We start from the raw sequence: 24,533 nt of genomic DNA on the forward strand, positions 1-24,533 counted from the left end.
ATGGAATATTTACAGTCAAGCAATTCAATTATAAATTTTCAAACTAAATACTTTGCACGTCATGCACAAATGGTAGTTACATCTTGTGCAATGATTCCCTAATTTACTACAGAAATCGTTTTCTAACATGTGGTGGTGGAAGTTCGCAGCTATCTTTTTTTCCAAACCAACGATAGCGGTTATTAGCAATGCGGTCGTAAAAGAAGTCGCGAATGGGCTTAGGCAGAACAATAAAGACATATAGGAATTTCCAACCGCCTAATAACTCTTTGCAAATACGTAGTGCAGCTGTTGATTTATTGTAGTACTTAGTGTTATCGATCAATATTAAACTGCTTAAATCATTAGGAATGTTATATTTTTGTACCAATTTCTGACCGGCGTCGCCTTGTAAGGAAGCAAATAAAAATTGTTCTTGTTTATCGCGTTGTAAAATAAATTGCACGCTTTGATCACAGAAATGACAGACACCGTCAAAGAGAATGATTTTTTTGCTCATCGTACGCCAACCTCCTTTCTATGGATCTAGTTTGTAAACAATTTGTTTCAAAACAAGAAAAGATGAGGACTTGCTCTGTTAGGATTAGAAAAACTTGGCTTACCGCTACATCTTTATGGTGGAAGCCTTAGTTTCTTATACGATAAACCCAAAAATCAAGTTTATCGTATAAAGCCCCCTTTTACAGATTGTTGCTCTATTCTAACATTCACTGACTGTATGCGACTAGTTATGTCTACTATAACATGACGAAGTAACATTTTTCGTTTTATTTGATTTTTATACGGGAACAGTCTCTCTACAAGCATATTGAAAAGTATACCAAACGAATGGAGGAGGGGCATAAGTATGTCAGACCATAAACAAGGTCAAACAAAACAAGAACAATTAGATGCTTACCGTGTTGATGATAAAGGGAAAAAGATGACCACGAACCAAGGATTAAACGTATCCGAGGATGAGTTCTCATTAAAAGCCGGAGTACGTGGACCGACCATTATGGAAGACTTTCATTTTCGGGAAAAAATGACCCATTTTGATCATGAGCGTATACCTGAACGGGTGGTACATGCAAGAGGATATGCAGCACATGGCGTTTTTGAAGTGTATGAATCAATGGAGCAATATACAAAAGCCGATTTCTTAAAAGAAAAAGGGAAACAAACACCCGTATTTGTAAGATTTTCAACGGTTGCTGGATCAAAAGGGTCTGGAGAACTAGCTCGCGATGTAAGGGGAATTGCTACGAAATTTTATACGGAAGAAGGAAATTATGATTTAGTGGGAAATAATATGCCTGTTTTTTTTATCCAAGATGCCATTAAATTTCCTGATTTAATTCATGCTGTGAAGCCCGAGCCACATACGGGTATACCGCAAGCCGCTTCTGCCCATGATACGTTTTGGGATTTTGTAGCAAATAATCAAGAAACAGCACATATGGTGATGTGGCAAATGTCAGATCGAGCCATTCCACGTAGTTTTCGCATGATGGAAGGGTTTGGCGTGCACACATTTCGGTTTGTAAATGAGATGGGAGAAGCTACGTTTGTGAAATTTCATTGGAAGCCAAAGCTAGGCGTGCATTCAACTGTCTGGGATGAAGCACAAAAAATAAATGGGAAAAATCCAGATTTCCATCGTCAAGATTTGTATGAGGCGATTGAAAACGGAGCTTACCCTGAATTTGAGTTAGGTGTGCAACTAATTTCAGAAGAAGACGCCAATGCATTCGATTACGATATATTAGACCCAACTAAAATTTGGCCAGAAGAGGAAGTTCCAGTTAAAATTATTGGCAAAATGACCTTAAATCGAAATGTAGATAATGTTTTTGCTGAAACGGAGCAAGTAGCGTTTCACCCAGGTCATGTAGTTCCTGGCATTGATTTTACGAATGATCCTTTATTACAAGGACGATTGTTCTCCTATACCGATACACAATTAATTCGACTCGGAGGACCTAATTTTCATGAGCTACCAATTAATCGCCCCGTTTGCCCGTTCCACAATAATCAACGGGATGGCTATGGTAGGCATACGATTAATGTAGGGCAAGTGAGTTATCATAAAAACGCACTAGCGGAAAACACGCCAGAACCTGCTTCTCCAGAAGAAGGCGGATATGAGCACTACCAAGAAAAAGTGGAAGGGAGAAAGATTCGTGCAAGAAGTGAAAGCTTCAAGGATCATTTTTCTCAAGCTGCTCTGTTTTGGAATAGTATGAGTGAGATAGAAAAACAACATATTATAGACGCTTTCAGTTTTGAATTAGGAAAGGTAGAAAGTAAAGAAGTACAACAACAAGTAATAAATATGTTTGCCCATGTTAGTTTAGAGATGGTACAAGAAATTGCTGCAAACATTGGTGTCACCGCTCCAAAAGAAGGTGGTTCGCCGGTAAGTAAAGTTTCACCTGCTCTCAGTCAAGAAAACACAACGAAAACAGCAGTAACACGAAATGTAGCTGTTCTTTTAGATAATGGCTTCCATACCGACAGTGTAATTTCTGTTATACATGGATTGAAAAAACAAGGAATTCGTCCTTTCGTAGTTGCGAATAAGCGTGGGGCGATTGTTGGGGAGGATAGCAACACCGTTGAAGCAAATGCTAGCTTTTTAACCGTAGATTCTGTTCTTTTTGATGCGGTTTATGTAGCTGGAAGTAAACAAATGAGTGACCGCTTCTACCAACAAGCGACGCATTTTATTCAAGAAGCATTCCACCATTGCAAGCCAATAGGAGCAGGTAGTGACGGGGTTTCTTTAATAGAAGATTGTCGTATACATCAGGCAAAAGGTGTGATTACGGCGTCTGATGTGGACAACTTTGTGGATACATTTAGCGATGCAGTGGCACAACATCGGTTCTGGGATAGAGAGGTTCAAGTATAAAGTTCATTATAATTTCGCTTGAGTTTCATGAAAAGTTGCTGAAGTTCACAATGAACCATAAGTTGCTACATCTTCAACCAATAAAAAACAGTAGCGTTTTATCATTGCTACTGTTTTTTTAAAAGATAAGAAAGTATAAAATTTGTTGCTTTGGCATACGATTCAACGGAATAGCCACGTCCGGCTCCAGCGCCCAGCAACTAGGCGACTTCACGAAATCGCCCTACGATAAGTCATCATCGGTTTGTTCCTCATCGTGATTCCTTTATCTCAGTTGATTCGTTCCACTCGCTACGTTGCTAAACGGGCGCTTGCGCCTTTGTTCTTGGTTTGGCTTGTTTTGACAGGGTGTTTCTATTTTTCATTTGATACAAAAGTATAAAATTAGATGCTTAGGGATAAGTGAATAACGGAATAGAGACGTTTCAGCATGGAGGCGCCTTCACTTCATTGCCCTAAGCTAAGTCATCATCGGTTCGTCGCTAAAAGGAAGGCCGACGATAAACGGGCTTGCCGCCCGACGTCGATTCCCCCTGTTTTAGTGGCATAATTCCTTGATCTTAGTTAATGCTTTGCACCTAAACGGGCGCTCGAGCTTTTTGTCTTTGCATACGTCATTCATGTATTCGATAACGCGTGTCATATTACTTGTTACTTCTGAGCGTAGACGATTTCTTCTACGCGGCTACTGTGTGTATACACATTCATAGACCCTTTTCTAGCAAAGCCAATGACTGTAATCCCTAAGTCTTCGGCTAACTGTAAAGCAAGTTTAGTAGGAGCGGACTTAGATATAAGAATACTCACACGCATTTTGGAAATTTTTAACAATACCTCAGAAGAGATGCGCCCACTGAATACTATAACTTTATCGTTTATGTTCAAATGGTTCATTAACATATGACCGTACAACTTATCAAGCGCATTATGGCGACCAATGTCTGTACGAACGAGTTCGACACCATTAACAGAAGCTAAAGCTGCATTATGCACGCCACCTGTTTGATGAAACTGCATGGAAGCTTGTTGTAATTGTTCCATAAGTTGTAAACATTGCTTACAAGAGATGCGTAGGTTGGACATCATCGTTTTGGCTGTTTTTACATCATTCTTAAAATAAAATTGCCGACTTTTCCCGCAACAAGAGCCAATAATACGTTTGGAATGATCGAATTGATACATATCAGGAAGTTTGTTGATTTCCAAGTAAGCAAATCCTGTTTTTACATCTACATTCATACGTTGGATGGCATGATATTGCAAAATCACTCCTTCTGAAGCAAGAAAGCCGACGATCAGTTCTTCGACGTGTTCTGGAGAGCAAACCATGGTAGCGAATTCTTCACCGTTAATCATAATCGTGATCGGATATTCCTCCGCCACGGATGTTAACTCTTTTGTAGCTGCTCCGTCATGAAAACGAATAATTTCCCAATCTGCTAAATTATCAGACATATAATCCCCCTTTTTATCATTCCGAATATACGGTAAGATTCCCGCTTCTTATAAAGACTTGCAATGCCAAATCTTTATGGCGATGAAACAAGGGTTTTGTTATTGGCGACAAGCCATATCCTTTCTAATGACTATCTATTTCCAGTTCTTCTACGCGCTTCTCTGCGTACTTCACATCTTTTTGTGCATAATACGTAACTGCTTTTTCTAAAATGACTGCTGTATTATATTCAGGGATACCTGCATATTGTTCGTAAATGCCTTTTGGAATAAGGACATTCCCTTCTGGCCAATGTACTTCTAGATTGCCCGTTTTGACAGGGGCGAATTTAGCGCGGCCAGCATATAAACCGTGCTGGTTATAAACGACTACGTTTTCTCCATCTTGAATATCAAGTGTGTCTGCATCTTGTTTACTCACTAAAATATCATCTCGGTGTGCATTGTTAAACGGATCCGTTTCACTATAAATCATCGAGTTGAACTGTTTTCCTCGACGAGTCGTAACGTAAAAATGCCCTTCTGGCTTTCTTAATTCTGGAATATCCATCGCGATAAGATTCCCCTTGCCATCTGTAGTCGGGCAAACGCCATCTTCACAGAGCCAAGCCCCTCCCCATTGGAAAAGATCGCCTTTTTCATTTAAATGCTGTATGCCATCATAGTTTGGGGCGGCTTTGGCAATTTCTTCACGGATCGCACGTGCATCTTTAAAATGAATAATGTCTTTTGCTTCAGGTCTTACTCGCTTTGCTACATCCACATAAACCTCCCATTCAGAACGAGCCTCTTCTATACGTGGACCCTTAATTTCTGGGGAGAAATAGACCATTCTTTCCGTAGAGGTAGACGTCCCACCTCCAGGTTGCTCATAGCGTGTCATCGCTGGCAAAACGATGACTGCTTCCTTTGCATCTACAAGTGTAGACGTATTGAAGATAATATCTTGATGCACTCGAAGTTCAACTTGTTCTAAGCATGATTGAATATAATCAGGATTTGGCATTGTTTCAAGAAAATTCCCTCCCGACATATAGTAGAGCTTTAATTTTCGTTCATGTTCCTCTGGTAAGTGAGCGTGCTCTAGAGATTCGCCGACAATGTCTCCTTGCCAAGTGGGAATATCAAAATTCCATACTTTTTCTACACGTTCCCGTTGCTCATCATTCATGCTTCCTCCTGGTAAAGAGAAGGGGTCTGCTCCCATTTCACCAGAGCCTTGCACACCAGAATGTCCTCTTATAGGCATTAAGCCGCAATGTTCACGTCCAAGAAACCCGCGTAACAAAGCTAGATTGGCAACTTGTGAGATGTTATCGGTTCCAAAACGATGTTGGGTCAGACCCATAGACCAGACAAACACAGCAGATTTTGAATTTGCTAGGAGCGACGCTAATTCTATCATTCTTTGTTTAGAGATGCCGGACGATTGCTCTAATTGTTCCCACGTATGAGCTTCTACCTTTCTTTGTAAAGCGTCCAAACCATTGACATGTGCCTGAATAAATGCATGGTCCAACGCTGATCCTGGCTTTTCATTCTCCATTTCAAACCAATGCTTCATAATGCCGTGCATAAAGGCAATATCACCACCAATATTTACTTGGTAAACATCATCAGCTATTTTCGTTCCAAATAAAGCGGACTCTCCAATAGAAGGGATCCAATATTCGTCCATGGATGGTTCGTGGTAAGGGTTGATAACAATGATCTTTGTTCCTTGCTTTTTAGCGGCATACATATATTTAGTAGAAACGGGTTGGTTATTTGCTGCAACAGAACCCCAAAATAGTAGAACTTCTGTACCGATCCAATCTTTATAATTGCAAGTTGAGGCGCCAACCCCTACAGAACGAGTCAATGCTGTTTTAGATGGCGAGTGGCATATTCTAGATGCATTATCAATATTATTCGTTCCAAGAAACCGAGCGACTTTTCCGAGTACATAATAGGTTTCATTCGTAATGCCACGTGAGGTGGAGTAAAAGGAAAGCTGTTTTGGATGAAGGGCACGCATTTTTTTAGCAATATAGTCTAGTGCTTCGTTCCAGGAAATACGTTGAAACTTTTGATCATATGGCTTGCGAATAAGCGGATAAGGGATGCGACCGAGCTGACGTAGTTCTGTGCTGTTCATTTTTCGCAATTCATCTATATCAGCATGCAAGATAGCTTTGTTTATAGCTGGCATCGTATTTAAACGAAGAACGTTTAGACGTGTCGTGCAAAGATGTGGTCCAGTTAACGTCTGATCTTTGAGTCCTTGTACGCCAAGTGCGCAACCGTCGCATACTCCTTGTGTAAGGATACGAGTGGCATAAGGAAGTCTGTCTTTATTTTCCCAAGCAACCTTTATTGTGTCGCGAATATGATGCGGTTTTACTTTTCCTAAACCAAATGGAACCTTGCTTACCCAAAGCGATGGATCAGGCTTTTTGGACAACTTAATTGGGCCAGTGTGCTTTGTTTTCCCCATTATTTCCCCCTCCAATAATCTACAGTTGATTTTACTTGGTTTCATCCTACCATGAAAGCGGATACAATACAATTCAATTTAGCTATCTATTTTTTCACTGAAAGTGGTAGCATTGCGCATAAAATTTCTCTTTTTCTAAACACTAATCATAGAAACTAAAATGGAGGTAAAGCAGATGGAATGGTCATGGGTTTGGAAAGCTGTGCTTATTATCATTGGGGGAACCTTACTGCTAAGGCTTGCTGGTAGAAAATCAATATCCCAAATGACATTGGCGCAAACGGTTATTATGATTGGCATAGGTTCTTTATTGATTCAGCCATTAGCTGGCAAAAATATATGGACAACACTTGGTGTAGGTACCGTTCTTGTATTGACATTAATTGTCATGGAGTTCGCACAAATTAAATCTGATTCCTTTGAAGGGATTATAACAGGGAAATCAAAAGTCCTCATTCACAATGGTGTCATTCAATATGACCAACTAAAAAAATTACGTCTAACAACAGATCAGCTAGAAATGAATTTACGACAGAAAAATATATCGCGAATAGAAGATGTGGAATGGGCAACGTTAGAAGCAAACGGACAAATTGGGTATGCGCTAAAGCCGGAAGCACAACCAGCCACAAAAGGAGATATACAACAACTTTATACAGAGATAAAAAACGTCCAACATCATTTGTTAGCGCAAAGCAGAACGCTGGGGAGTGGGGCTGGTGAAAAGTTTCAATCCCCTTCCAATTTATTTCAAGAAGTAGCGGATAAAGGGCATGACAGTAATACAACTCCTCCTCATCAATTTGATTAAAAGAGATAGTGGTTAAAATAACGCTTCATAGGGAATAGTCTTTATAAGTTCAGATCGTTAATAAGCATTCGATTTCACAATATGCCCCAAGATGGTTTGCAGAGAACAAAGTAACAAGTATTTTCTTATATAATAGGAAAGGATAGCATTTTGTTCATCTTCCATTGCATGTAATGGGAGACAAGAGCATCTCAATGACCTAGCTCTTAAGAGAAGCCCCTACCCGGTTACGAGTAATCCATTTGGGGGAACGCCGTCGGTGATTGAAGTTTACTTTATAGAGTGAAAAAACAGCTTTTTTTCAGCAGTATGTTGGCGATACGTTAAGTTTTAATAACTTTAATAACAAACCATTTTATTTCGTGTTAAAAAAGTATATAATATAATTTGTGTGTTTTTGGAGAAACGAAAATAGGTCATGGAAAAAGTCCTTATATGATGATATATGGCACCAAGACACTCCTTTTCGTAAGAGCATATCTTTAGGCTATTCATCATTAGTGGCATTGATAGAAAAATTCTACTGATAGAAGATGCACTTTCTATTATTCATCTATTAACGCATTATTTCCTTGCAAATTTGTAAAATAAAATTTAGCTTTTTCTATTTGTTTTTTACGCGGATTATACAGCCTTTAAGAAGATGTACAAGATTTTATTTAGCAGTAATAGATTGCAATATGCTATTTAATATGCTAAGCTTGTAAACACAATATATCGTAATAAATAACCTTTATGACTACTATATATTGTGTTTTGTTTTGAGTTAAGGCTATTATTATGAGAAAATTAAGACGTTTGAATGTACGATAGCATGATGAATCAATCTCTAGCATTGTAAAGTACATAAGGAGTTTTAAATGAACATATAAAAGACAAGCTTGGCGTAATCGCCGAGTTTTCTAATGCCTATTTACTGTTCGTAAATAGTAGCCATATATTATAGCCCTTTAAAGGGTTTAATTATATTGAGGGAGGATTATAAATGATCATCGACATCGCTACTACAAGAGATAGACTTGTAGAAATCATTGATCTTGCGCAACAGGGGCTAGCTGTTGAAACGAAAGCTTATAAGGAAAAGGCATTTAAAACGATTCAGGAAGATACTCCGATCGACAAAGCTTTAGATATTCTTGTTCAAATCGCATTGGAGAATATTGATGAATCTGCTCCTGATTGGACCTATGTAGCGAGCCGAATTTATTTACAGCAGCTTTACCATCAAGCCCGCCACAATCGCCATTACGATGATGGTAAATATGGTGATTTTTATGAATTAATTACCATGCTGACGGATGAAAATATTTACGAAAATAATCTGTTAGAAAAGTATTCAAAAGCGGAAATTGATTACTTTGCCGAACAAATCGATCCTGCAAGGGACTTGTACTTCACCTACTTAGGGCTTCATACATTAGCGACACGTTATTTAGCAACAGATCACGATAAAAAGGTGTTTGAGCTACCGCAGGAACGTTGGATGGTTATTGCCATGACGCTTATGCAATATGAAGATAAAGCAAAGCGGACAGAGCATGTGTTAGAAGCTTATTGGGCACTAAGTAACTTATATATGACAGTCGCAACACCGACCCTTGCTAATGCTGGAAAAACGCATGGTCAACTATCTAGTTGTTTTATTGATACCGTCGATGATAGCCTTCAATCCATTTACGATAGCAATACCGATATTGCTAAGTTGTCTAAAAATGGTGGTGGGATCGGTGTTTATATGGGGAAAATCCGTAGCCGTGGAAGTTCCATTAAAGGATTTAAAGGGATGTCAAGTGGTGTTGTACCATGGATTAAACAATTGAATAATACAGCGGTAAATGTCGATCAATTAGGAACGAGAAAAGGTGCAATTGCTGTTTATTTAGATGTTTGGCACCGTGATATAGAGGCGTTTCTTGACTTGAAATTAAATAATGGTGATGAGCGTATGCGGGCACACGATATTTTCACAGGTGTCACCTTACCTGATTTATTTATGGAACAAGTAGAAAAACGTGGCAATTGGTACCTATTTGACCCCCATGAAGTGCGACAAGTGATGGGGTATTCATTAGAAGATTTCTATGACGAGGAAAAAGGGAATGGAACTTTTCGACAAAAATATATGGAGTGCGTAAACTCCGAACAATTGTCAAAACGTGAAATTCCAGCGATTGATATTATGAAGCGAGTTATGAAATCACAATTAGAATCGGGTACACCATTTATGTTTTATCGTGATGAAGTGAATCGACAAAATAGTAATAGTCACCAAGGATTGATTTATTGCTCTAACCTTTGTACGGAAATTACACAAAATCAATCGCCTTCTGAATTTGTAGAAGAATTTTTGGAAAACGAAAATACCATTGTAAAGAAATATAAATCTGGGGATTATGTCGTCTGTAATTTAAGTTCGATCAACCTTGGAAAAGCTGTTCCAGATGAAATTCTAGATCGGTTAATTAAAATTCAAGTACGCATGCTAGATAACGTTATTGATATTAACACATTGCCAATTATGCAAGCTCAACTAACGAATAAAAAGTACCGAGCTATTGGATTAGGAACGTTTGGCTGGCATCATCTGCTAGCTCGTAACAATATGAAGTGGGAAACGGAAGAAGCGGTGGACTATGCAGACGAATTGTATGAACGTATTGCTTTTCTTACCATTCAGGCAAGTATGGAATTAAGTAAAGAAAAAGGCAGTTACCCGGCATTTGCAGGTAGTAAGTGGAGTTCAGGTGAATACTTTGAGCAAAAAGGCTATGTCAAAACAGATTGGCTTACTTTAAAAGAAGACGTTAAACAGCACGGTATTCGAAACGGTTATTTAATGGCAGTGGCACCGAACTCAACAACAGCAATGATCGCTGGGTCTACAGCTAGTATTGATCCGATTTTTAAAACATTTTATTACGAAGAAAAGAAAGACTTTAAAATTCCAGTTACAGCACCAGACTTAACGCACAAGACATATGATGTATATCGTCGCTCTGCATACATTGTAGATCAACGCTGGTCTGTGAAGCAAAACGCTGCTAGACAGAAGCATATTGATCAAAGTCTCTCCTTTAACTTCTATGTACCAAATACGATTCGAGCATCTATTTTGCTCGATTTACATTTGCAAGCATGGCAGGAAGGATTAAAAACAACGTATTATGTACGCTCTACTTCCAATGAAGTAGAAGAATGTGAATGGTGTCAAAGTTGAGGACGCTAATCGCTTACTTGACCTACAGCGGTAATACCCAAGAAGTTGCAACACTTATCCAAGAAAACTTACAAATAAAAGGAGTGGAGACGGCGGTTCATCGTATTGGTATTGATCCGCCTGTTGATCCCGCTGTGTACGATATTATCTTCTTAGGTACATTTACTTGGGATCGGGGAAGCACACCCGATGAAGTGAAAGACTTTATTCTAGAAGTTGGGTATAAACCGGATAATGTCGCTATATTTGGTACAGGTGATACACAATTTGGAGGCGATGATTTATTTTGTCGTGCTGTTGATAAGTTGGTCAAATTTTATCATAGCCCTTGGCGCGGACTGAAGATAGAACAGTCTCCAAGAGGCAAGCAAGAACAATTTGTAAAGGACTGGGTGGAAGGAGTATTAGACCATGGCAAAAATCATGCTGGAAAAAGCAAAGACGTTAGAACCATTAAATCCAAATAAGTCCACAGGTGTATTTGGAGGACAATCCAGTGGTATCTTAAATTGGAATGATATTGCTTATCCACACTGGTATAAAATGTATAAACGGTTAGTAGGAAATTATTGGCAAGCAGATGAAGTGAATATGCAAAGTGATATTAAGCAATTCCCTTCATTGACAGCAGAAGAACAGGACGCGTATTTAAAAATTATTGGTTTGCTATCTACGTTAGATGCACCGCAAACACGAACGGCTTTACTCATTTCTTTGTACGCAACAGATCCATCTGTGCAATCCATTATGGCGGTCATTGCACAGCAGGAAGCAGTGCATAATGAAAGCTATTCTTACGTGTTGTCTTCCGTTGTCTCGTTAGATGAGCAGAATAAGTCTTTTCAACTCGGTAGAACGGATGCAGTTTTGTTGAAGCGAAACGAGAATTTAACGAAGCAGTATAACGCTTTTGTGGAAGAGCCGACAATCGAAAATATTTTAAAGACATTAGTATATACAGCTCTTTTAGAAGGTATGTTCTTCTATTCTGGGTTTGCGTTTTTCTATAATTTGGCACGCCATAATAAAATGGTCGGCACGTCAACCATGATTAGTTATATTAATCGCGATGAGCTTGAGCACGGTCGCTTCATATCTGAACTATTTCGTGCTACGCTTGCCGAAAATCCAGAATATAATAAGGATACATTTATTCAATGGGTATACGATCATTTTCAAGAATCGGTTGAATTAGAAATCGAATGGTCCAAGTACGTGCTTGGCAATGTAGAAGGAATTGACCTTGACGAAATGGCTGGATACATTAAATATCGTGCGAACAAGATGCTTCGTATGATGGGATTACATGATGTATATCCAGATTATACTGAAAATCCGATGAAGTGGATTCGCGCCTACGTAGATAACTTTGATGGCACGAAAACAGATTTTTTTGAACAGAAATCTAGACAATATACGAAAACAAGTGATTTGAATGGTTTTGATGATTTATAAGCATGGTAACTAAATAGGCAGGAGTACAAGCACAGGCACTTAAGAGGTGGAGACCTTCTCTTTTTAACTGCCTGTGTTTTTGTTTTTTTGTATATAACCGATTAGAAAGTTGCATGAACTCCCTCGGCTCACTTTTCCTTTGGAAAATATTATTACATACATAATAAGACCTCGTATTCGAAAAGTATACTTACGAATACGAGTAGCTTAGTAAAAACTTATTGTTTTCCTTAATAATGTATTTTTATTCTTTCTCCCGGATCATAGAATATATGGATTCTTTATTGATTAAAGTCCCTAAAAATAGAGAACCTATGGTCAACAAAGCAAACAGCACCAATGTTGATATAATAAAGTAGTATAGATATTGATAAGTTGGGTAGATATGATTTATTTTTAATAAAACAATCAAATATATGGATAAGCTTAATAATGTTGCTATTATAAGATAAACTAACAATTCAAGCTGGAGCGAACGTAAGACCTTCTTTTCTGTGTAGCCTAACGATAGGTATATTCCCCATCTTCTTTTTTGAGTCATGTATTTACTAAATACAACTACCACAAGGGTGAGGATGGATAGGACTGCTGACACTGCAAAAGCTAATTTTCCATAAAAACCTACTAAGTTAGATATTTTTGTATCATTCATCATAAACTCTGGTATGTTTTGGTACATACTACCAGGAATAGTTGCTGTTAACTCTAAAAGAAACGATTCAATGCTTTCTTTTTTTTCTGCGCTTAAATTGTCTTCTACATAAATGGAAAGGTCTTTATATCCTTGAAACATATGATTACTTAGTGCTGTTTCTTCACTCATGACTATTGTTAGCTGATTATCTTCTTCAATAGATAAAGAATCATCAATTTTTATACGAAAAGGATAGTTATTGTATTGCAAAATCTCATATTTCCATTCTCTAGTATGCAAACTATTAGAGTCGAAAAACTTTTGAATAAAATTAATGTTTTCGTTATCTAAACTGTTTTCTTTTCTATTTTCATCTATAGTACCTGGATTGTGTATGATTACTTTTCCAATAAAATCAGTATAATTAAGCTGCTTATATACAGTATCAAATTCCTGTTTATCTAATAAAATATATTTTACGTTTGGAATCAATGAATTTCCATTATAAGATCCCTCTTCTTCTGTATCTTGCTCATTTATCCAATCTTGGAGATTGGAAGTGATAAGATTTGGATTTAATGAGGGATGAACATCCATCATGAAAGGCTCTTTTTCTACAAATTTTATACCGTCTATACTTTTCAATTCTTTAACTTTTTCTGGCTTGAATGTTATTCCTGGCTCACTTAATACATTTAAACCGTCCATAACATCATAAGTAAAACCTTCTTGAGAGCTTATATAATAGGCCTGTTGTGAGTCCCATACACCTGCTGATTCTTTTTGAAGGAATATTGAAAAATTGAGAGTTAGGGTAGCTATACACAAAACTATAACTGTAAAAATGAATTGTTTTGGGTGCGGCATTACTTGAATAGCAAATTGTTTTAATTTAATATTTTTTATGTTTTGAATATATTTCCAAATATAGGAATGTGATGCTGAAATTCCTCTTAAAACATTATTAATACTTGTATGCTTTACTCGTTCAATTGATAAAATTGAATTAATAATAAGAATTACAAATAGAATAATAAGGAATATTCCTACAAAAGATAAACTTAATAAATGGAATTGACCTTGTCCATATGTGTGTTTAATAATTAATATATGCAAAATAGCTTGTAAAGGGATAGATAATGTTAGCCCCAAGATGAAGATAATGGCACACTGATTGATACAAATTTTATAAAGGTTTACATTTAATGCTCCAGTTGCTTTCATAGCTGCAAATTTTTTACTTTGATCTAGATTATAATAGGAGAATAAATTTAAAATGCAAAAGGTAGCTGAAATTAAACAAAGAATTTGAAATACAAATGAAAGTATTGAAATGGTTTCATAATCTATAAGCCCTTTGTAATATAGGCCCTCATTAAAAATACCTTCACTTTCTTCGTATTGATTAATTAGCTCGTAAGCATCTTCTTCCACTGACTTTTTACTTCCCTCAAATAAAAAAAGGAAATTATTAATTTTAGAACTTAACTCTGTATCTTTATGAGGAATAAATATATTTGGAAAATCATTTAGGCCTTTTTCAACATCATAGGGAACTGTCCATTTTGAGGAATAGTTTTGAATAACCCCTGTTAATGTTACAACTTTTTGTGCATCCTCAAATTGAAGTTTTTTTTGCTCTCCTATCTTCCAGTCTTCATCAATCAGTTTTAAATAGGCTTCTTCTATGGCAACTTCGCCTTTACTTTTTGGATAAACTCCCTCAATTAACTTAATTCTACCCATATTTATAGCATCTGTATCCATCCAGCCGACGGTGGCTTTTACATCTTCTTTAATGTCAATTGTTGTCTCTATATGGTATTGACCAACTTTGTTTGTTTTTTTGGATAGTTCCTCTTTATTTGCATTTATATTAATTAATGCTCCAGTGTGCTCTCCGTAAATACTATAAGAATTCTCAATTAAATTATATTTGATAGATTCTGATGCAGTATGTATAGAAGAAATAGCAGAGATCATTAACGCTAAAGAAAGACTCATTGTTAACAACCATTTCTTCCTGGAGAGCAAGAGCTTTGAACTCAGCTTAAACATTCTCGTATTCCACCTTGAGGTGTCCATCTTTAATTGTGAATAAACTATGTGGCAACTTTATTAGATTTTTTTCATGTGTTACCACTACTAAAGATAGCTTTTGTGTATGTGTTAGACTTGTCAACAAACTGATGATAATATCAGTAGTTTCTGAATCTAAATTTCCAGTTGGTTCATCTGCAAAAATAACTTTTGGTGAGGTAATCAACGCTCTGGCAATAGCAACACGCTGTTGTTCTCCACCAGAAAGAAAACCAGGTTTCTTATCTAAGTGCCTTTCAATCCCTAAGCTAGTAGTAAGTTCTCTTAAATTCCATTTTGATTTTTTTTGAATAAAATTTAACGGTAATTCAATATTTTCTCTTACTGTTAATTCGGGAATTAATTGAAAGGACTGGAAAACAAAACCAAACAGTTCTCCACGTATTCTGGAACGTTTTTTGTCTGTCATATCGTAAAGAGATTCATTTTCTACATAAACTTTTCCCGTACTCGGTTCTTCCATTCCGCCAAGTAAACTGAGAAAAGTTGATTTTCCTGAACCACTTTTACCCTGGATTACATATATGGAGCCTTCTCGGATAGAGAAAGTTGTTGATTTAACTACTGAGTAACCGTTATATGTTTTGCTTATATCTCTTGCTTGTAAGATCAATCTATTTCCCTCCTAGTTAACCCTTAGTAAATAGTTTATGTTGTTAAGTGTTTTTTACTTTTATAAATAATTGAATTAGATAAAGCAAGTAGTATCCGATAACAATACCAAGAGCGTTTAAGATAAGATCATCAATATCAATTGTTCTTGTACTAATGTCTACTAGATGCAATACTAGTTGACCTGTTTCAATAACTAAGGGAAACATTAGTGCAATTAATAAAAGTTTATTGAATGATACCCTTCTGTATATGATATAGATTAAGAACCCTATCGGGACTGTGAGTAAAATGTTACCAGCGATATTAATAAAAGCTGTAGAAAATGCTAATGTACCTGTTGAAACCTCTACAAAGTATTGAAAAATAGTTTTGAAGGGTATTAGATTTATAGGTAAATATTCAAGTAATAGAGTTGGAGTCATCCAAACGACATAAAATAAGATTATAAAATATGTAATGTATCCCAAGATAGTTAATTCTATCATTATACGTAGTTTGTATTTTCTGTAAAACAAAAACCTTGAAATACCATAGATAAGCCAAGTAGGTAATACAAATAGTAATAGTACGTGCGGTAACCAAGTCATCATTATAAATTGCTCCTCTACTATTATTTTGAAATGAAACAAGCTCCTTGAAAGGAGCCTGTCCATCATATTATTGCTTTATAGTCCCTTTACCTTTTACTCGATCACCATAGGCGCCGGCTTTTGTTTTAGTTACGCGAACGTTGTAATTATTATTTTTAACTGTACCAAAATTTCTTGAGAATCTTTTTCCATTAGCAGTGATATTGCTAGTACTATAGCTTTTTAAGAATCTCACTAGAGATACTTTAAAAGCGGATTTAGAAGCTTTTACTTTTCCACTTGCCCAATAGGTGTTACCACTACCTGTTGTAGAAGTACTTTTATTCTTCAAAGCGTGATTAGTTGAACCTGTTACTTGATGTGAGATGTTAAAAGAATAAGACTTACTATAAGCTGATCCAACTATTGGAAAGCTCAAACTTATAATTAGTGCTGTGATAAACAAAATTTTTCCGAACTTTCTATTTTTTTTCATAATAATTAAAATCCCCCTAAAATTAAAATCAGTTCTCCTACTCTTACCGTTTGTTTAACTATATTTTATGTGTATTTAGCCGCACCTTCGAAGTATACACCTATTATATAAGAATTCCCCCCTTTCCTCCAAAATAATACCCCAAAATATTCCATTCGTCAACTTATTATGATAATTTTCGCAAAAAAATTAATAGTCGTTTATAAATTTTTATACTGGACTGGATTATCCTTTAAAATACACTATTCGTGTATCACCTAAAATAGTGAAATTGAAATGATGTTTAGGCAACACACCCATTTTCTATGTTTCATTTCAGAGCCGACTTAAATTTATCCAAATTGGACAAGTTTAAAACAAAAGTTAAATCGCGTTGATACCATCACTGTACAACAAGAAGCAGGGGAGGTTTCTTATCTTTCTTGTTCTTTTCAAAATCCACCTACAAAAGATTATTAAGCTTTTACTTTAATTCACAATGGTACTCGAATCTTCGAAGGTTTGAATACTTATAAAGATTCTACGTTACTCTAATGGAGGTATTTGTATAGAAGTTACTTAGATACTCGCATCGTTAAATACTGGTGTTTATAATTTGAATTTTGGTTAGACCGTTTAATTATAGTGCAAGGGATAAATAATATTGGGAGAGTGGGAAAGACTCTAACACATTCTATATTCGTTGAAACATATCCATTTAGCTATAAAAGAGGGAGAAGGTCTACCATACTTATATGAAACAGTAGGAAAATGTAAGAACACTATTAGTTGCAATCACTACTGTATGAACCTCTATTTTGACGTTTTCTATAGTATAAAAACCCTTTACATTCACGTAACGGAAACGTTTATGATAAAAGTAGGAGGGATAAGCAATGTATATTCAAGAAGTTGCCAAGCGGTTAAATACAACAGCAAGAACCATTCGATTTTATGAGGAAAAGGGTCTCCTATCACCTAGTAAGCAAGCGAATCAATATCGAACGTTTACAGATGAAGAAGTAGTAAGGATTAGCACGATATTAGCATTACGTGAATTTGGCGTTGGTATTAAAGAAATAAAGCAGTTACTTGATGATCAAAAACAATATCGTATCCATGATTATTTGAATCTGCAACGTGCTGTGCTTTTTGAAAAATGGTTAGAAATGAAAGATATGATTCACACGCTAGATCAGTTGTTAGAAGGAAATAACGATCAGTCGATTTCTACTAAAGATTTAATTGCTCTATCAAAGCATTTAAGAAAGCTAAAACATTTGCGCCAATCTTGGCAGGACAAATGGGATTTTGATGCACAAGCTTCGGATTATGATCAAAGTCTGAGAATAAGTGGTTATCGATTTAATGTCCATCAAGACTATGAAACGGCCTTGGAGAAAGTGGTTGATACAATGCCTCTAGAAACAGGACAAACTTGTTTAGATATTGGCATTGGCACAGGAAATTTAGGGGCTAAATTTTTAGCGAAAGGAGTTCATATTATTGGTGTAGACCAATCGGATAACATGTTGCAGGCATGTAAGCAAAAGCACCCAGAAATTGAAGTGCGTAAAGGCCATTTTCTGGCTTTGCCAATTTTAGATCAACAAGTTGATGGAATTGTCTCCAGTTATGCGTTACATCATATTACAGATGAACAAAAACTGCTTGCATTAGCTGAAATGGATAGAGTTCTACGTCCAAACGGTGCTATCTGTATTGTAGACTTAATGTTTCAAGATGACGCGCATCGAGGCGAAGTAATGCAATATTTAAAAGAAAGTGGAAATACAGAGGCTATCTATGCGATTGAGGATGAGTTTTATGCAAATGGTTCTACCCTGTTAAATTGGCTACAGGAACATGATTACCATGTTAAAACGCATATTTTTAATCCGATACTAAGTATGGTTTACGCATTCAAATAGGTTAAAAGGCGTAAACTTTGGGATACAATGACAACTTTTTCAAACGGATCATAAAGAAACATTGGCATCGTAGCAACGTTATACAGAAATAAGCTGCCTACATCAGAGGCAGCTTATTATTTTAGTTTGCAAAATAATTTTTTAACCCAATCGTAATTCCGTTGGCAACTTGATGTTGAAAACTGTTAGAACGAATGGTAGCAAAATCGTTATAATTAGTAAGAAATCCTAGCTCTAATAATATAGAAGGAGCATGATTATTCCTTAATACATAATAGTTATTTGGCATCATTCCTCTATCACGCAATGTGACAGCAGAAGCAAGACCTTGGTGAACATTCTCTGCTAGTTTCTGGTCTTTGGAAGAATAATAGAATGTATTTATGCCGTCTGCACTGGAGTTCGGAAATGCATTATAATGAACACTAATAAATGCATGGGTGGTATAAGCATCGCTAATTCGAATACGATCAGCTAAAGAAACATACGTATCACTTGACCGAGTTAACAATACATTTGCACCAGCTGCTCGTAATTGTTCTGCAATTTGCTTGGAAGTTTCAAGTGTTAAAAATTTCTCTCGTACACCGTTTATTCCAATAGAACCAGGATCGTAACCACCGTGTCCAGGGTCTAACATGATATTGTATCCATTTAAGGAATGACTAGTATTGCTGGTTTGAACTTGTGGCTGTGCTTGAGAGGAACTGCTTCCTTCATTGGGCGTTGCTTGTACTTGTACCTGTACAGGTTTATCCTGTTTAGCAGGAATCAAATAATGTTTAGCAACCCATGCTTCTTTCCCACCAAAATAAGTCTGTACCCAGCCGTGTTGTTCACCGAATTCGACTAATTGGTCCCCAGCTTGTAATTGCCCAACAATTTCCGAGTCTATAGATGGGCTGCTTCGCACATTTAATAGAGCTTGTCCAACGTCATACACATCCCCATTAGCTGCATGGCTATTGTTAGGCAGCAAAAATAGAGAAGTTAGCACAATTGCTAAAGATGTTAGTGCATAATAGAAGTTTTTCAAATTAAGCACGGCCTCCTTCAATAAGATATAATTTTGCTTTATATAAATTCGTATTGAAACAGTTGCTTTTGGGGGCAGCTGATAGAATACGAGATAAAAGCTATATTTAAAAAATATTACTGAAACGATTGGTGCTATGTTCATTGATAAGGAAAAACGTATTAATAAAGGTAACAAATATAGATAGTAGAATAATAGATTAAACAATCATTAAACATTTAGAAAGATACCTTTTATCCGGCAACAATTTTACGTTACTTTGTGTATGATCGGTAAGGATAATTTTCAGGGTTATAAATCAAGTTTTTTAATGTTATAGCAACGCCTCATCCATTGTATCATAGAAGGGTGGTAGTAAATACCCATTTTATTGTTTCGAATACACTCTATAATAAGTATTCGGTTATACTTTTTTATCGGTACGGTTATCTTAAGTTTAAAGTAATTTTACGAGCTTTTTAATAGTATAACCAGAATAATAGATTTAAAACGATGGATTAAAAAACTGATTCCTTTTTACTAGAAAGAGATAAGCTTTTAGCGGATTTAATAGGGTAGGAGAGGAAAATAGTACATACGGCTTATTTCGTTAGGGAAACTTGGCATATCGACAAGTCTTTATGGCGAAACCTTTGTGTTTCTGTAGTGTAAAAGAAAACAGCTGCAATTTGTGCAGCTGTTACCAATTGAGAAATTATAAGAGATACGTAATAAAAGAGTCTCAGCATATACATGTGCATCCCCTTTTTACTTAGAGAGCGTTATTTTCTATCAAAATGCTTGTAAGTAAGTGTTTTTATACAAAGACTACAGTTGTAATATAAGTGGGGCTGTAAAATAGGATTAATCGAATAATTGAGAGGCTGCTTGAAGGGTTTGCTTATTAATAGCCATTTCTCCTGGTTTACGTGATTGACCGATTACATAGTTTTCTAGAGTCATGCCAAAAAACTGGCAAATATACTGAAATTGTTGAACGAGGGGCAATCCTTTTATATGTGGTTGATCGCCACCAACAAGAATAAGGTATACTTTTTTATCTTTTAACGTTTGGCGAAAATGCGGGTAATTGGGATCTCGTAAAACTTGCGACCAACGATCAATGAATGTTTTTAGTGGTCCGGACATGCCATACCAATAAATAGGGGTAGCGAAAACGACGGTCTCGTGTTTTAATAGTTGGTCAATTAAAAATAAATGGTCATCCAGTATGTGGGGAAATCCTTCTGTTGCGTGTCGCTTATCTACAATCGGTTCTATGTTGTAGTCGCGCAAATAAATATGTGTTGCTGTGTCTTGAGGGATAGCGTGATGGGTTAAAAATTCTGTATTCCCATTTGTCCTTGTTGAACCATGAAAGACTACTATACTCATGTTGTTCTTCCTCCTTGAATGAAAGTGCCAAATTAGTAAATAGTACCTTGTAAAATTGTATTCTAAAGATGAGCGTTTAGAAGTAACTTGCTAAGATGATTTTTGCATGAATATTCGTATGTCATACTATAATAAAATTAAGGGGAACCTTTTTGCGAGGTTGTTCGTATTAAACAATAGATAAATTGCCACTCTGTTTTGTGCCATGGATAGCAAGTCGTGCATGGGAATAAGCAGGAAAATCTGGTTTGACTTAGGTGAATAAATTAATTGTTCATAAAAAACCCTTGGCGCGTTGCGTGTAACATATAGAAGGCATAGGTGAAGCCATCATGAAAAAGACGGTCATTCTTTTTTTAATAGTACTTTTTATATCCGTATATACTTGTTTCCTAACATATTGGTCTGGGTCTTATGTAGTTCTAGATCCAAATTGGCAGGAACAAACTGTTTTAACCCCAGAATCTGTACAAGACCCACGTGATATTTATGTTATTGATAAATGGATATATGCTTTTAAAATGTATCCAGTTAGAAGTATTACATTTTTGTTGTCTGCTTCTGGTGTAATTGGTTTTTGTACGTATTTCGTTCGCAAATTTATACGTAAGCGCAAAAATGGTAATACGTTATTTTAAAGGATATGGAGGGATAATGTAATTGAAGAAAAAACGTCGTACATCAAAACGCCAAGAGAACGATGGTGGGTGGTGGTTCTGGATTATTGACTTCCTCTTAAGTTTTATCGATTTATTAATTATTTTACCAATTAAATGGTTAGGTAGATTAATGGCGGGGTTATTTAAATCTTGGTGGTATTAAAGTAGTAATTTGTATGAGTATGATAGGAAAATATCGTGTTATAAGGCTTATGTATAAGAAAACGCCTAAGCTCTCATTGGTAAAATCGCTATATATTATGAAGCGTACTTGCAGATGTGATTTTTTTGAAAAGACACACCAGTTTTCGCCATATATACTTGGCGAGAACTGGTGTGTTTCTTAGATTAAGCTTACTAGTAAGGATTTATAGACAACTGTCGTATATAAACGTTAAAAGTTACGTTTTTCCAACTGTGCAAGCCCCCACAACATCGCTATGCTAAAATACGATTTTTGTCGCTCGTATAGTTTTGCACTTCCTACGAAGAAAAAATGCTCTTCTGCGGGGCGTTCACTCGTACTATTCCCCCGCAGAAGTGTACATATTTAACAACGATCGATAGGGTCAAGCTACTTTTATTCTTTCCTGTAGAACTACTTCTCTGTTACATTCTTATCCATTTCCAAATCTCTCCTGGAGTAGCATTTTTACCGTACATTAATATGCCTACTTTAAAGATTTTTCCAGCAAGTCTTACGAAAATCCAAATACTAATGATTAAAATAGCGAGTGAAATGATAATTTCGAGCCAGGGCCATTCTTCTAAGTTGCTTAGGCGAAGTAAGAGAACACCTGGCGCCGTGAAAGGAATGTACGTACCAAGTTGAGCCATGAATCCACTTGGATCACTAAGAACAGGTCCGATAAAGATAAACGGTAAAAACGGAAGCATCATCACCATACCTTGAAAATTTCCTGCTGTCGTCATATCGGTCATCGTTGCGCCGACGCCGACAAAGATAGAAGCAAACAATAGATAGCCTAAAATGGCAATCATGAGATATAAAGCTAATTCTGGAACGAACAAATAATCTAAAAACGCAATGTCCAATCGCCATGATAAAACAGGAAGGACGATGACCAAAGAGACAAAAGATTGTACAATGCCTAAAACAAAATAGCCAATAATTTTTCCTTGCATGAGATCATTCGGTGTGAGTGAGGATAAAATAATTTCCGCAATTTTATCTTTTTTCTCTTGTGAAGCGCTTTGAAAAATTGCCATACCAGTAAATACGATGGATAACATAATAAAACCAGCAAATGCCCCAGGTACAATGCGCTCTAATGAAGCTATTTCAGATTCTTCAGCTGCTTTATTGGCATCTTTTGTATCGGTTTCATTACTAGCTGAAACGTCTGCTATCTGAATACCACGGGAGACAACCGCTAACTGTTCATTGGACAAGCCAAGTTCCTTTAATTGCCACGCTTGAATAGGGGAGGATAATATTTGGGCTTGATTAATAAAAGAGGCATCCATTTCCTCCGAAGTGTAAGCAGGGATAGTTCCTTTTATTAAACTTTCCTCGTCGATAAATAAGTAGGCTGTCTGTTCCGTATTTTCAACTTCCTTTTTGGCTTCTTCTTCCGTTACATCCGTTTGCATGACTTGCCAGGATATATTACTTGCTGCAACTGTCTGCTCTATTTCAGAAAAAACTCCTAGCTCATCATGAATAAATACGGTCTTCATCTCTGTTTCTTCATCGTCACCGCCAATCAGTTCGCCTAAGAACATAAATCCAATAATGAAGAGGGGCGTTAAAAACATTCCAATAATAAAGGTCTTGTTGCGGAGGTTTCGTTTGATCTCCCATTTAGCCACTTTCAATGAATTACGCATATGCTTCACCGACTTCCTGCATGAGCTGTTTACCTGTTGCAATATCAATAAAAATTTCATGTAGTGAAATGCGATCTAACCGTAGCTCTTGCACATCCAATGTAGCAGGAAGCTGCTTGAGCCATTGCACTGGATCAATATCTTTATATAAGTAGACAATACTATGCGCATTTTCTTGTTCTACGCGTTGTACATGTGGCAACTGTTCAAGTTCTTCTTTTTTATTTGTACCATGAATCGTGCATTTAAAGTTGGCAAACTCTTTTTTTACTTCATCCATATGTCCATAAATTACTTTTTTCCCCCGATGTATCAAAAATAGGCGATCTGCCATTTCTTCGACAAGATTCATTTGATGAGAGGACAGTAGGATAGCTGTGCCGTTATTGGCAAGCTGACGAATTTCCTGTTTAAATAATTCTTGGCTTACAGGATCTAACCCAGAAAATGGCTCATCAAGAATGAGTAATTCGGGCTCGTGAAGAATGGACGCAATAAATTGCACCTTTTGTCCCATCCCTTTAGAAAGCTCATCGACATTCACTTTTTCCTTCCCTTCTAAGTCAAACTTCTTTAAATAATCTAAAGCTCGTTGTTTTGCTTGATCTAGCGGGTAGTCTTTTAATTCAGCTAAATAGAGTAAAATATCCATTACTTTGACATTTTTATATAACCCACGCTCCTCTGGTAAGTAACCGATTTTATGCCGTGGTATCGAGTTGTTTGTATAATTGGAAAAGGTAATCCTTCCTGCATCAGGATATAAAATACCCATAATGTTACGAATCGTAGTTGATTTTCCAGCACCATTCGGTCCGAGAATAGCCATGATTTCACCTTGGTGTACGTCAAAAGAAATATTGTCGATGACTTGTTTGTCTTTAAAAGCTTTGTTTAAATTTTCAACTGTTAAAATTGCGCTCAAAATAGTTGTCTCCTTCCCTTTTCTTCATTATTTATTCCATTCTGTAAGGCTCCTGCT

19 protein-coding genes are annotated in these 24,533 nt (G+C 36.5%); 8 read left to right on the forward strand and 11 right to left on the reverse strand.

The features are described 5' to 3' along the window. Positions 1-106 precede the first annotated feature (106 nt). Complete coding sequence (locus B2C77_RS02530; protein WP_077702264.1) at positions 107-499, reverse strand: thiol-disulfide oxidoreductase DCC family protein; 393 nt, start codon at positions 497-499, stop codon at positions 107-109. A 348-nt stretch (positions 500-847) separates the two neighbouring features. On the opposite strand from B2C77_RS02530, the gene B2C77_RS02535 reads away from it, so the two are divergent. Then, positions 848-2,893, forward strand: coding sequence for a catalase (locus B2C77_RS02535; RefSeq protein WP_077702265.1), 2,046 nt, complete (start codon positions 848-850; stop codon positions 2,891-2,893). A gap of 651 nt (positions 2,894-3,544) precedes the next feature. Here B2C77_RS02535 and fdhD read toward each other — a convergent pair. Further along, a complete protein-coding gene (gene fdhD, locus B2C77_RS02540; protein ID WP_077702266.1) occupies positions 3,545-4,348 on the reverse strand; it encodes a formate dehydrogenase accessory sulfurtransferase FdhD in 804 nt (267 codons plus the stop codon). A gap of 124 nt (positions 4,349-4,472) precedes the next feature. After that, positions 4,473-6,824 carry an FdhF/YdeP family oxidoreductase gene (locus B2C77_RS02545; RefSeq protein ID WP_077702267.1) on the reverse strand — a complete coding sequence of 784 codons (2,352 nt, stop codon included), beginning with the start codon at positions 6,822-6,824 and terminating at the stop codon, positions 4,473-4,475. Between the two features lie 175 nt (positions 6,825-6,999). Between B2C77_RS02545 and B2C77_RS02550 the strand changes: the two genes are divergently transcribed. From B2C77_RS02550 to B2C77_RS02565, 4 genes are all read left to right on the forward strand, one after another. Beyond that, positions 7,000-7,635, forward strand: coding sequence for a DUF421 domain-containing protein (locus B2C77_RS02550; protein WP_077702268.1), 636 nt, complete (start codon positions 7,000-7,002; stop codon positions 7,633-7,635). A 985-nt stretch (positions 7,636-8,620) separates the two neighbouring features. Further along, entirely contained in the window at positions 8,621-10,852 is a 2,232-nt protein-coding gene (locus B2C77_RS02555) for a ribonucleoside-diphosphate reductase subunit alpha (RefSeq protein ID WP_077702269.1), read from the forward strand. Beyond that, positions 10,837-11,319 carry a flavodoxin gene (locus B2C77_RS02560; RefSeq protein ID WP_077706802.1) on the forward strand — a complete coding sequence of 161 codons (483 nt, stop codon included), beginning with the start codon at positions 10,837-10,839 and terminating at the stop codon, positions 11,317-11,319. Before B2C77_RS02555 ends, B2C77_RS02560 begins: the two co-directional genes overlap by 16 nt. After that, positions 11,264-12,307 (forward strand): ribonucleotide-diphosphate reductase subunit beta, encoded by a 1,044-nt coding sequence (locus B2C77_RS02565; RefSeq protein WP_077702270.1) that lies wholly within the window; start codon positions 11,264-11,266, stop codon positions 12,305-12,307. Before B2C77_RS02560 ends, B2C77_RS02565 begins: the two co-directional genes overlap by 56 nt. 244 nt (positions 12,308-12,551) lie before the next feature. Here B2C77_RS02565 and B2C77_RS02570 read toward each other — a convergent pair whose 3' ends face one another. Genes B2C77_RS02570 through B2C77_RS02585 form a run of 4 tightly spaced genes read right to left on the reverse strand, consistent with a single transcriptional unit; the run spans position 12,552 to position 16,721 of the window. Beyond that, entirely contained in the window at positions 12,552-14,999 is a 2,448-nt protein-coding gene (locus B2C77_RS02570; RefSeq protein ID WP_077702271.1) for an ABC transporter permease, read from the reverse strand. After that, positions 14,992-15,654: an ABC transporter ATP-binding protein gene (locus B2C77_RS02575; RefSeq protein ID WP_077702272.1), complete on the reverse strand. Its 663-nt coding sequence runs from the start codon at positions 15,652-15,654 to the stop codon at positions 14,992-14,994. The genes B2C77_RS02570 and B2C77_RS02575 overlap by 8 nt, the downstream gene beginning before the upstream one ends. A gap of 43 nt (positions 15,655-15,697) precedes the next feature. Next, positions 15,698-16,312, reverse strand: coding sequence for a VanZ family protein (locus tag B2C77_RS02580; RefSeq protein WP_077702273.1), 615 nt, complete (start codon positions 16,310-16,312; stop codon positions 15,698-15,700). Position 16,313: 1 nt separating this feature from the next. Next, the gene (locus B2C77_RS02585) at positions 16,314-16,721 is read right to left on the reverse strand and encodes a hypothetical protein (protein ID WP_077702274.1); all 408 of its coding nucleotides are present in this window, start codon (positions 16,719-16,721) and stop codon (positions 16,314-16,316) included. An 875-nt stretch (positions 16,722-17,596) separates the two neighbouring features. Between B2C77_RS02585 and B2C77_RS02590 the strand changes: the two genes are divergently transcribed. Continuing rightward, positions 17,597-18,631 carry a MerR family transcriptional regulator gene (locus B2C77_RS02590; protein ID WP_077702275.1) on the forward strand — a complete coding sequence of 345 codons (1,035 nt, stop codon included), beginning with the start codon at positions 17,597-17,599 and terminating at the stop codon, positions 18,629-18,631. A gap of 121 nt (positions 18,632-18,752) precedes the next feature. Here B2C77_RS02590 and B2C77_RS02595 read toward each other — a convergent pair whose 3' ends face one another. Continuing rightward, the gene (locus B2C77_RS02595; protein WP_176087262.1) at positions 18,753-19,667 is read right to left on the reverse strand and encodes an N-acetylmuramoyl-L-alanine amidase family protein; all 915 of its coding nucleotides are present in this window, start codon (positions 19,665-19,667) and stop codon (positions 18,753-18,755) included. Between the two features lie 843 nt (positions 19,668-20,510). After that, a complete protein-coding gene (locus B2C77_RS02600; protein WP_077702277.1) occupies positions 20,511-21,041 on the reverse strand; it encodes a flavodoxin family protein in 531 nt (176 codons plus the stop codon). A gap of 332 nt (positions 21,042-21,373) precedes the next feature. Between B2C77_RS02600 and B2C77_RS02605 the strand changes: the two genes are divergently transcribed. Next, the gene (locus B2C77_RS02605; protein ID WP_077702278.1) at positions 21,374-21,679 is read left to right on the forward strand and encodes a DUF4306 domain-containing protein; all 306 of its coding nucleotides are present in this window, start codon (positions 21,374-21,376) and stop codon (positions 21,677-21,679) included. 22 nt (positions 21,680-21,701) lie between these two features. After that, entirely contained in the window at positions 21,702-21,863 is a 162-nt protein-coding gene (locus B2C77_RS21520) for a hypothetical protein (protein WP_164085428.1), read from the forward strand. A gap of 446 nt (positions 21,864-22,309) precedes the next feature. On the opposite strand, the gene B2C77_RS02610 is transcribed toward B2C77_RS21520, so the two are convergent. Continuing rightward, a complete protein-coding gene (locus tag B2C77_RS02610; protein WP_077702279.1) occupies positions 22,310-23,551 on the reverse strand; it encodes an ABC transporter permease in 1,242 nt (413 codons plus the stop codon). Further along, positions 23,544-24,476, reverse strand: coding sequence for an ABC transporter ATP-binding protein (locus tag B2C77_RS02615; RefSeq protein ID WP_077702280.1), 933 nt, complete (start codon positions 24,474-24,476; stop codon positions 23,544-23,546). The genes B2C77_RS02610 and B2C77_RS02615 overlap by 8 nt, the downstream gene beginning before the upstream one ends. Positions 24,477-24,533 lie beyond the last annotated feature (57 nt).

Source organism: Virgibacillus dokdonensis (assembly GCF_900166595.1).
Lineage (GTDB): Bacteria > Bacillota > Bacilli > Bacillales > Amphibacillaceae > Virgibacillus > Virgibacillus dokdonensis.

Coding starts and splice junctions, on each gene's coding strand:
- B2C77_RS02570 (WP_077702271.1), bottom strand. CDS start 14,999: ATGTTTAAGCTGAGTTCAAAGCTCTTGCTCTCCAGGAAGAAATGGTTG.
- B2C77_RS02585 (WP_077702274.1), bottom strand. CDS start 16,721: ATGAAAAAAAATAGAAAGTTCGGAAAAATTTTGTTTATCACAGCACTA.
- B2C77_RS02545 (WP_077702267.1), bottom strand. CDS start 6,824: ATGGGGAAAACAAAGCACACTGGCCCAATTAAGTTGTCCAAAAAGCCT.
- B2C77_RS02605 (WP_077702278.1), top strand. CDS start 21,374: ATGAAAAAGACGGTCATTCTTTTTTTAATAGTACTTTTTATATCCGTA.
- B2C77_RS02550 (WP_077702268.1), top strand. CDS start 7,000: ATGGAATGGTCATGGGTTTGGAAAGCTGTGCTTATTATCATTGGGGGA.
- B2C77_RS02565 (WP_077702270.1), top strand. CDS start 11,264: ATGGCAAAAATCATGCTGGAAAAAGCAAAGACGTTAGAACCATTAAAT.
- B2C77_RS02530 (WP_077702264.1), bottom strand. CDS start 499: ATGAGCAAAAAAATCATTCTCTTTGACGGTGTCTGTCATTTCTGTGAT.
- B2C77_RS02590 (WP_077702275.1), top strand. CDS start 17,597: ATGTATATTCAAGAAGTTGCCAAGCGGTTAAATACAACAGCAAGAACC.
- B2C77_RS02600 (WP_077702277.1), bottom strand. CDS start 21,041: ATGAGTATAGTAGTCTTTCATGGTTCAACAAGGACAAATGGGAATACA.
- B2C77_RS02580 (WP_077702273.1), bottom strand. CDS start 16,312: ATGATGGACAGGCTCCTTTCAAGGAGCTTGTTTCATTTCAAAATAATA.
- fdhD (WP_077702266.1), bottom strand. CDS start 4,348: ATGTCTGATAATTTAGCAGATTGGGAAATTATTCGTTTTCATGACGGA.
- B2C77_RS02535 (WP_077702265.1), top strand. CDS start 848: ATGTCAGACCATAAACAAGGTCAAACAAAACAAGAACAATTAGATGCT.
- B2C77_RS02560 (WP_077706802.1), top strand. CDS start 10,837: ATGGTGTCAAAGTTGAGGACGCTAATCGCTTACTTGACCTACAGCGGT.
- B2C77_RS02555 (WP_077702269.1), top strand. CDS start 8,621: ATGATCATCGACATCGCTACTACAAGAGATAGACTTGTAGAAATCATT.
- B2C77_RS02610 (WP_077702279.1), bottom strand. CDS start 23,551: ATGCGTAATTCATTGAAAGTGGCTAAATGGGAGATCAAACGAAACCTC.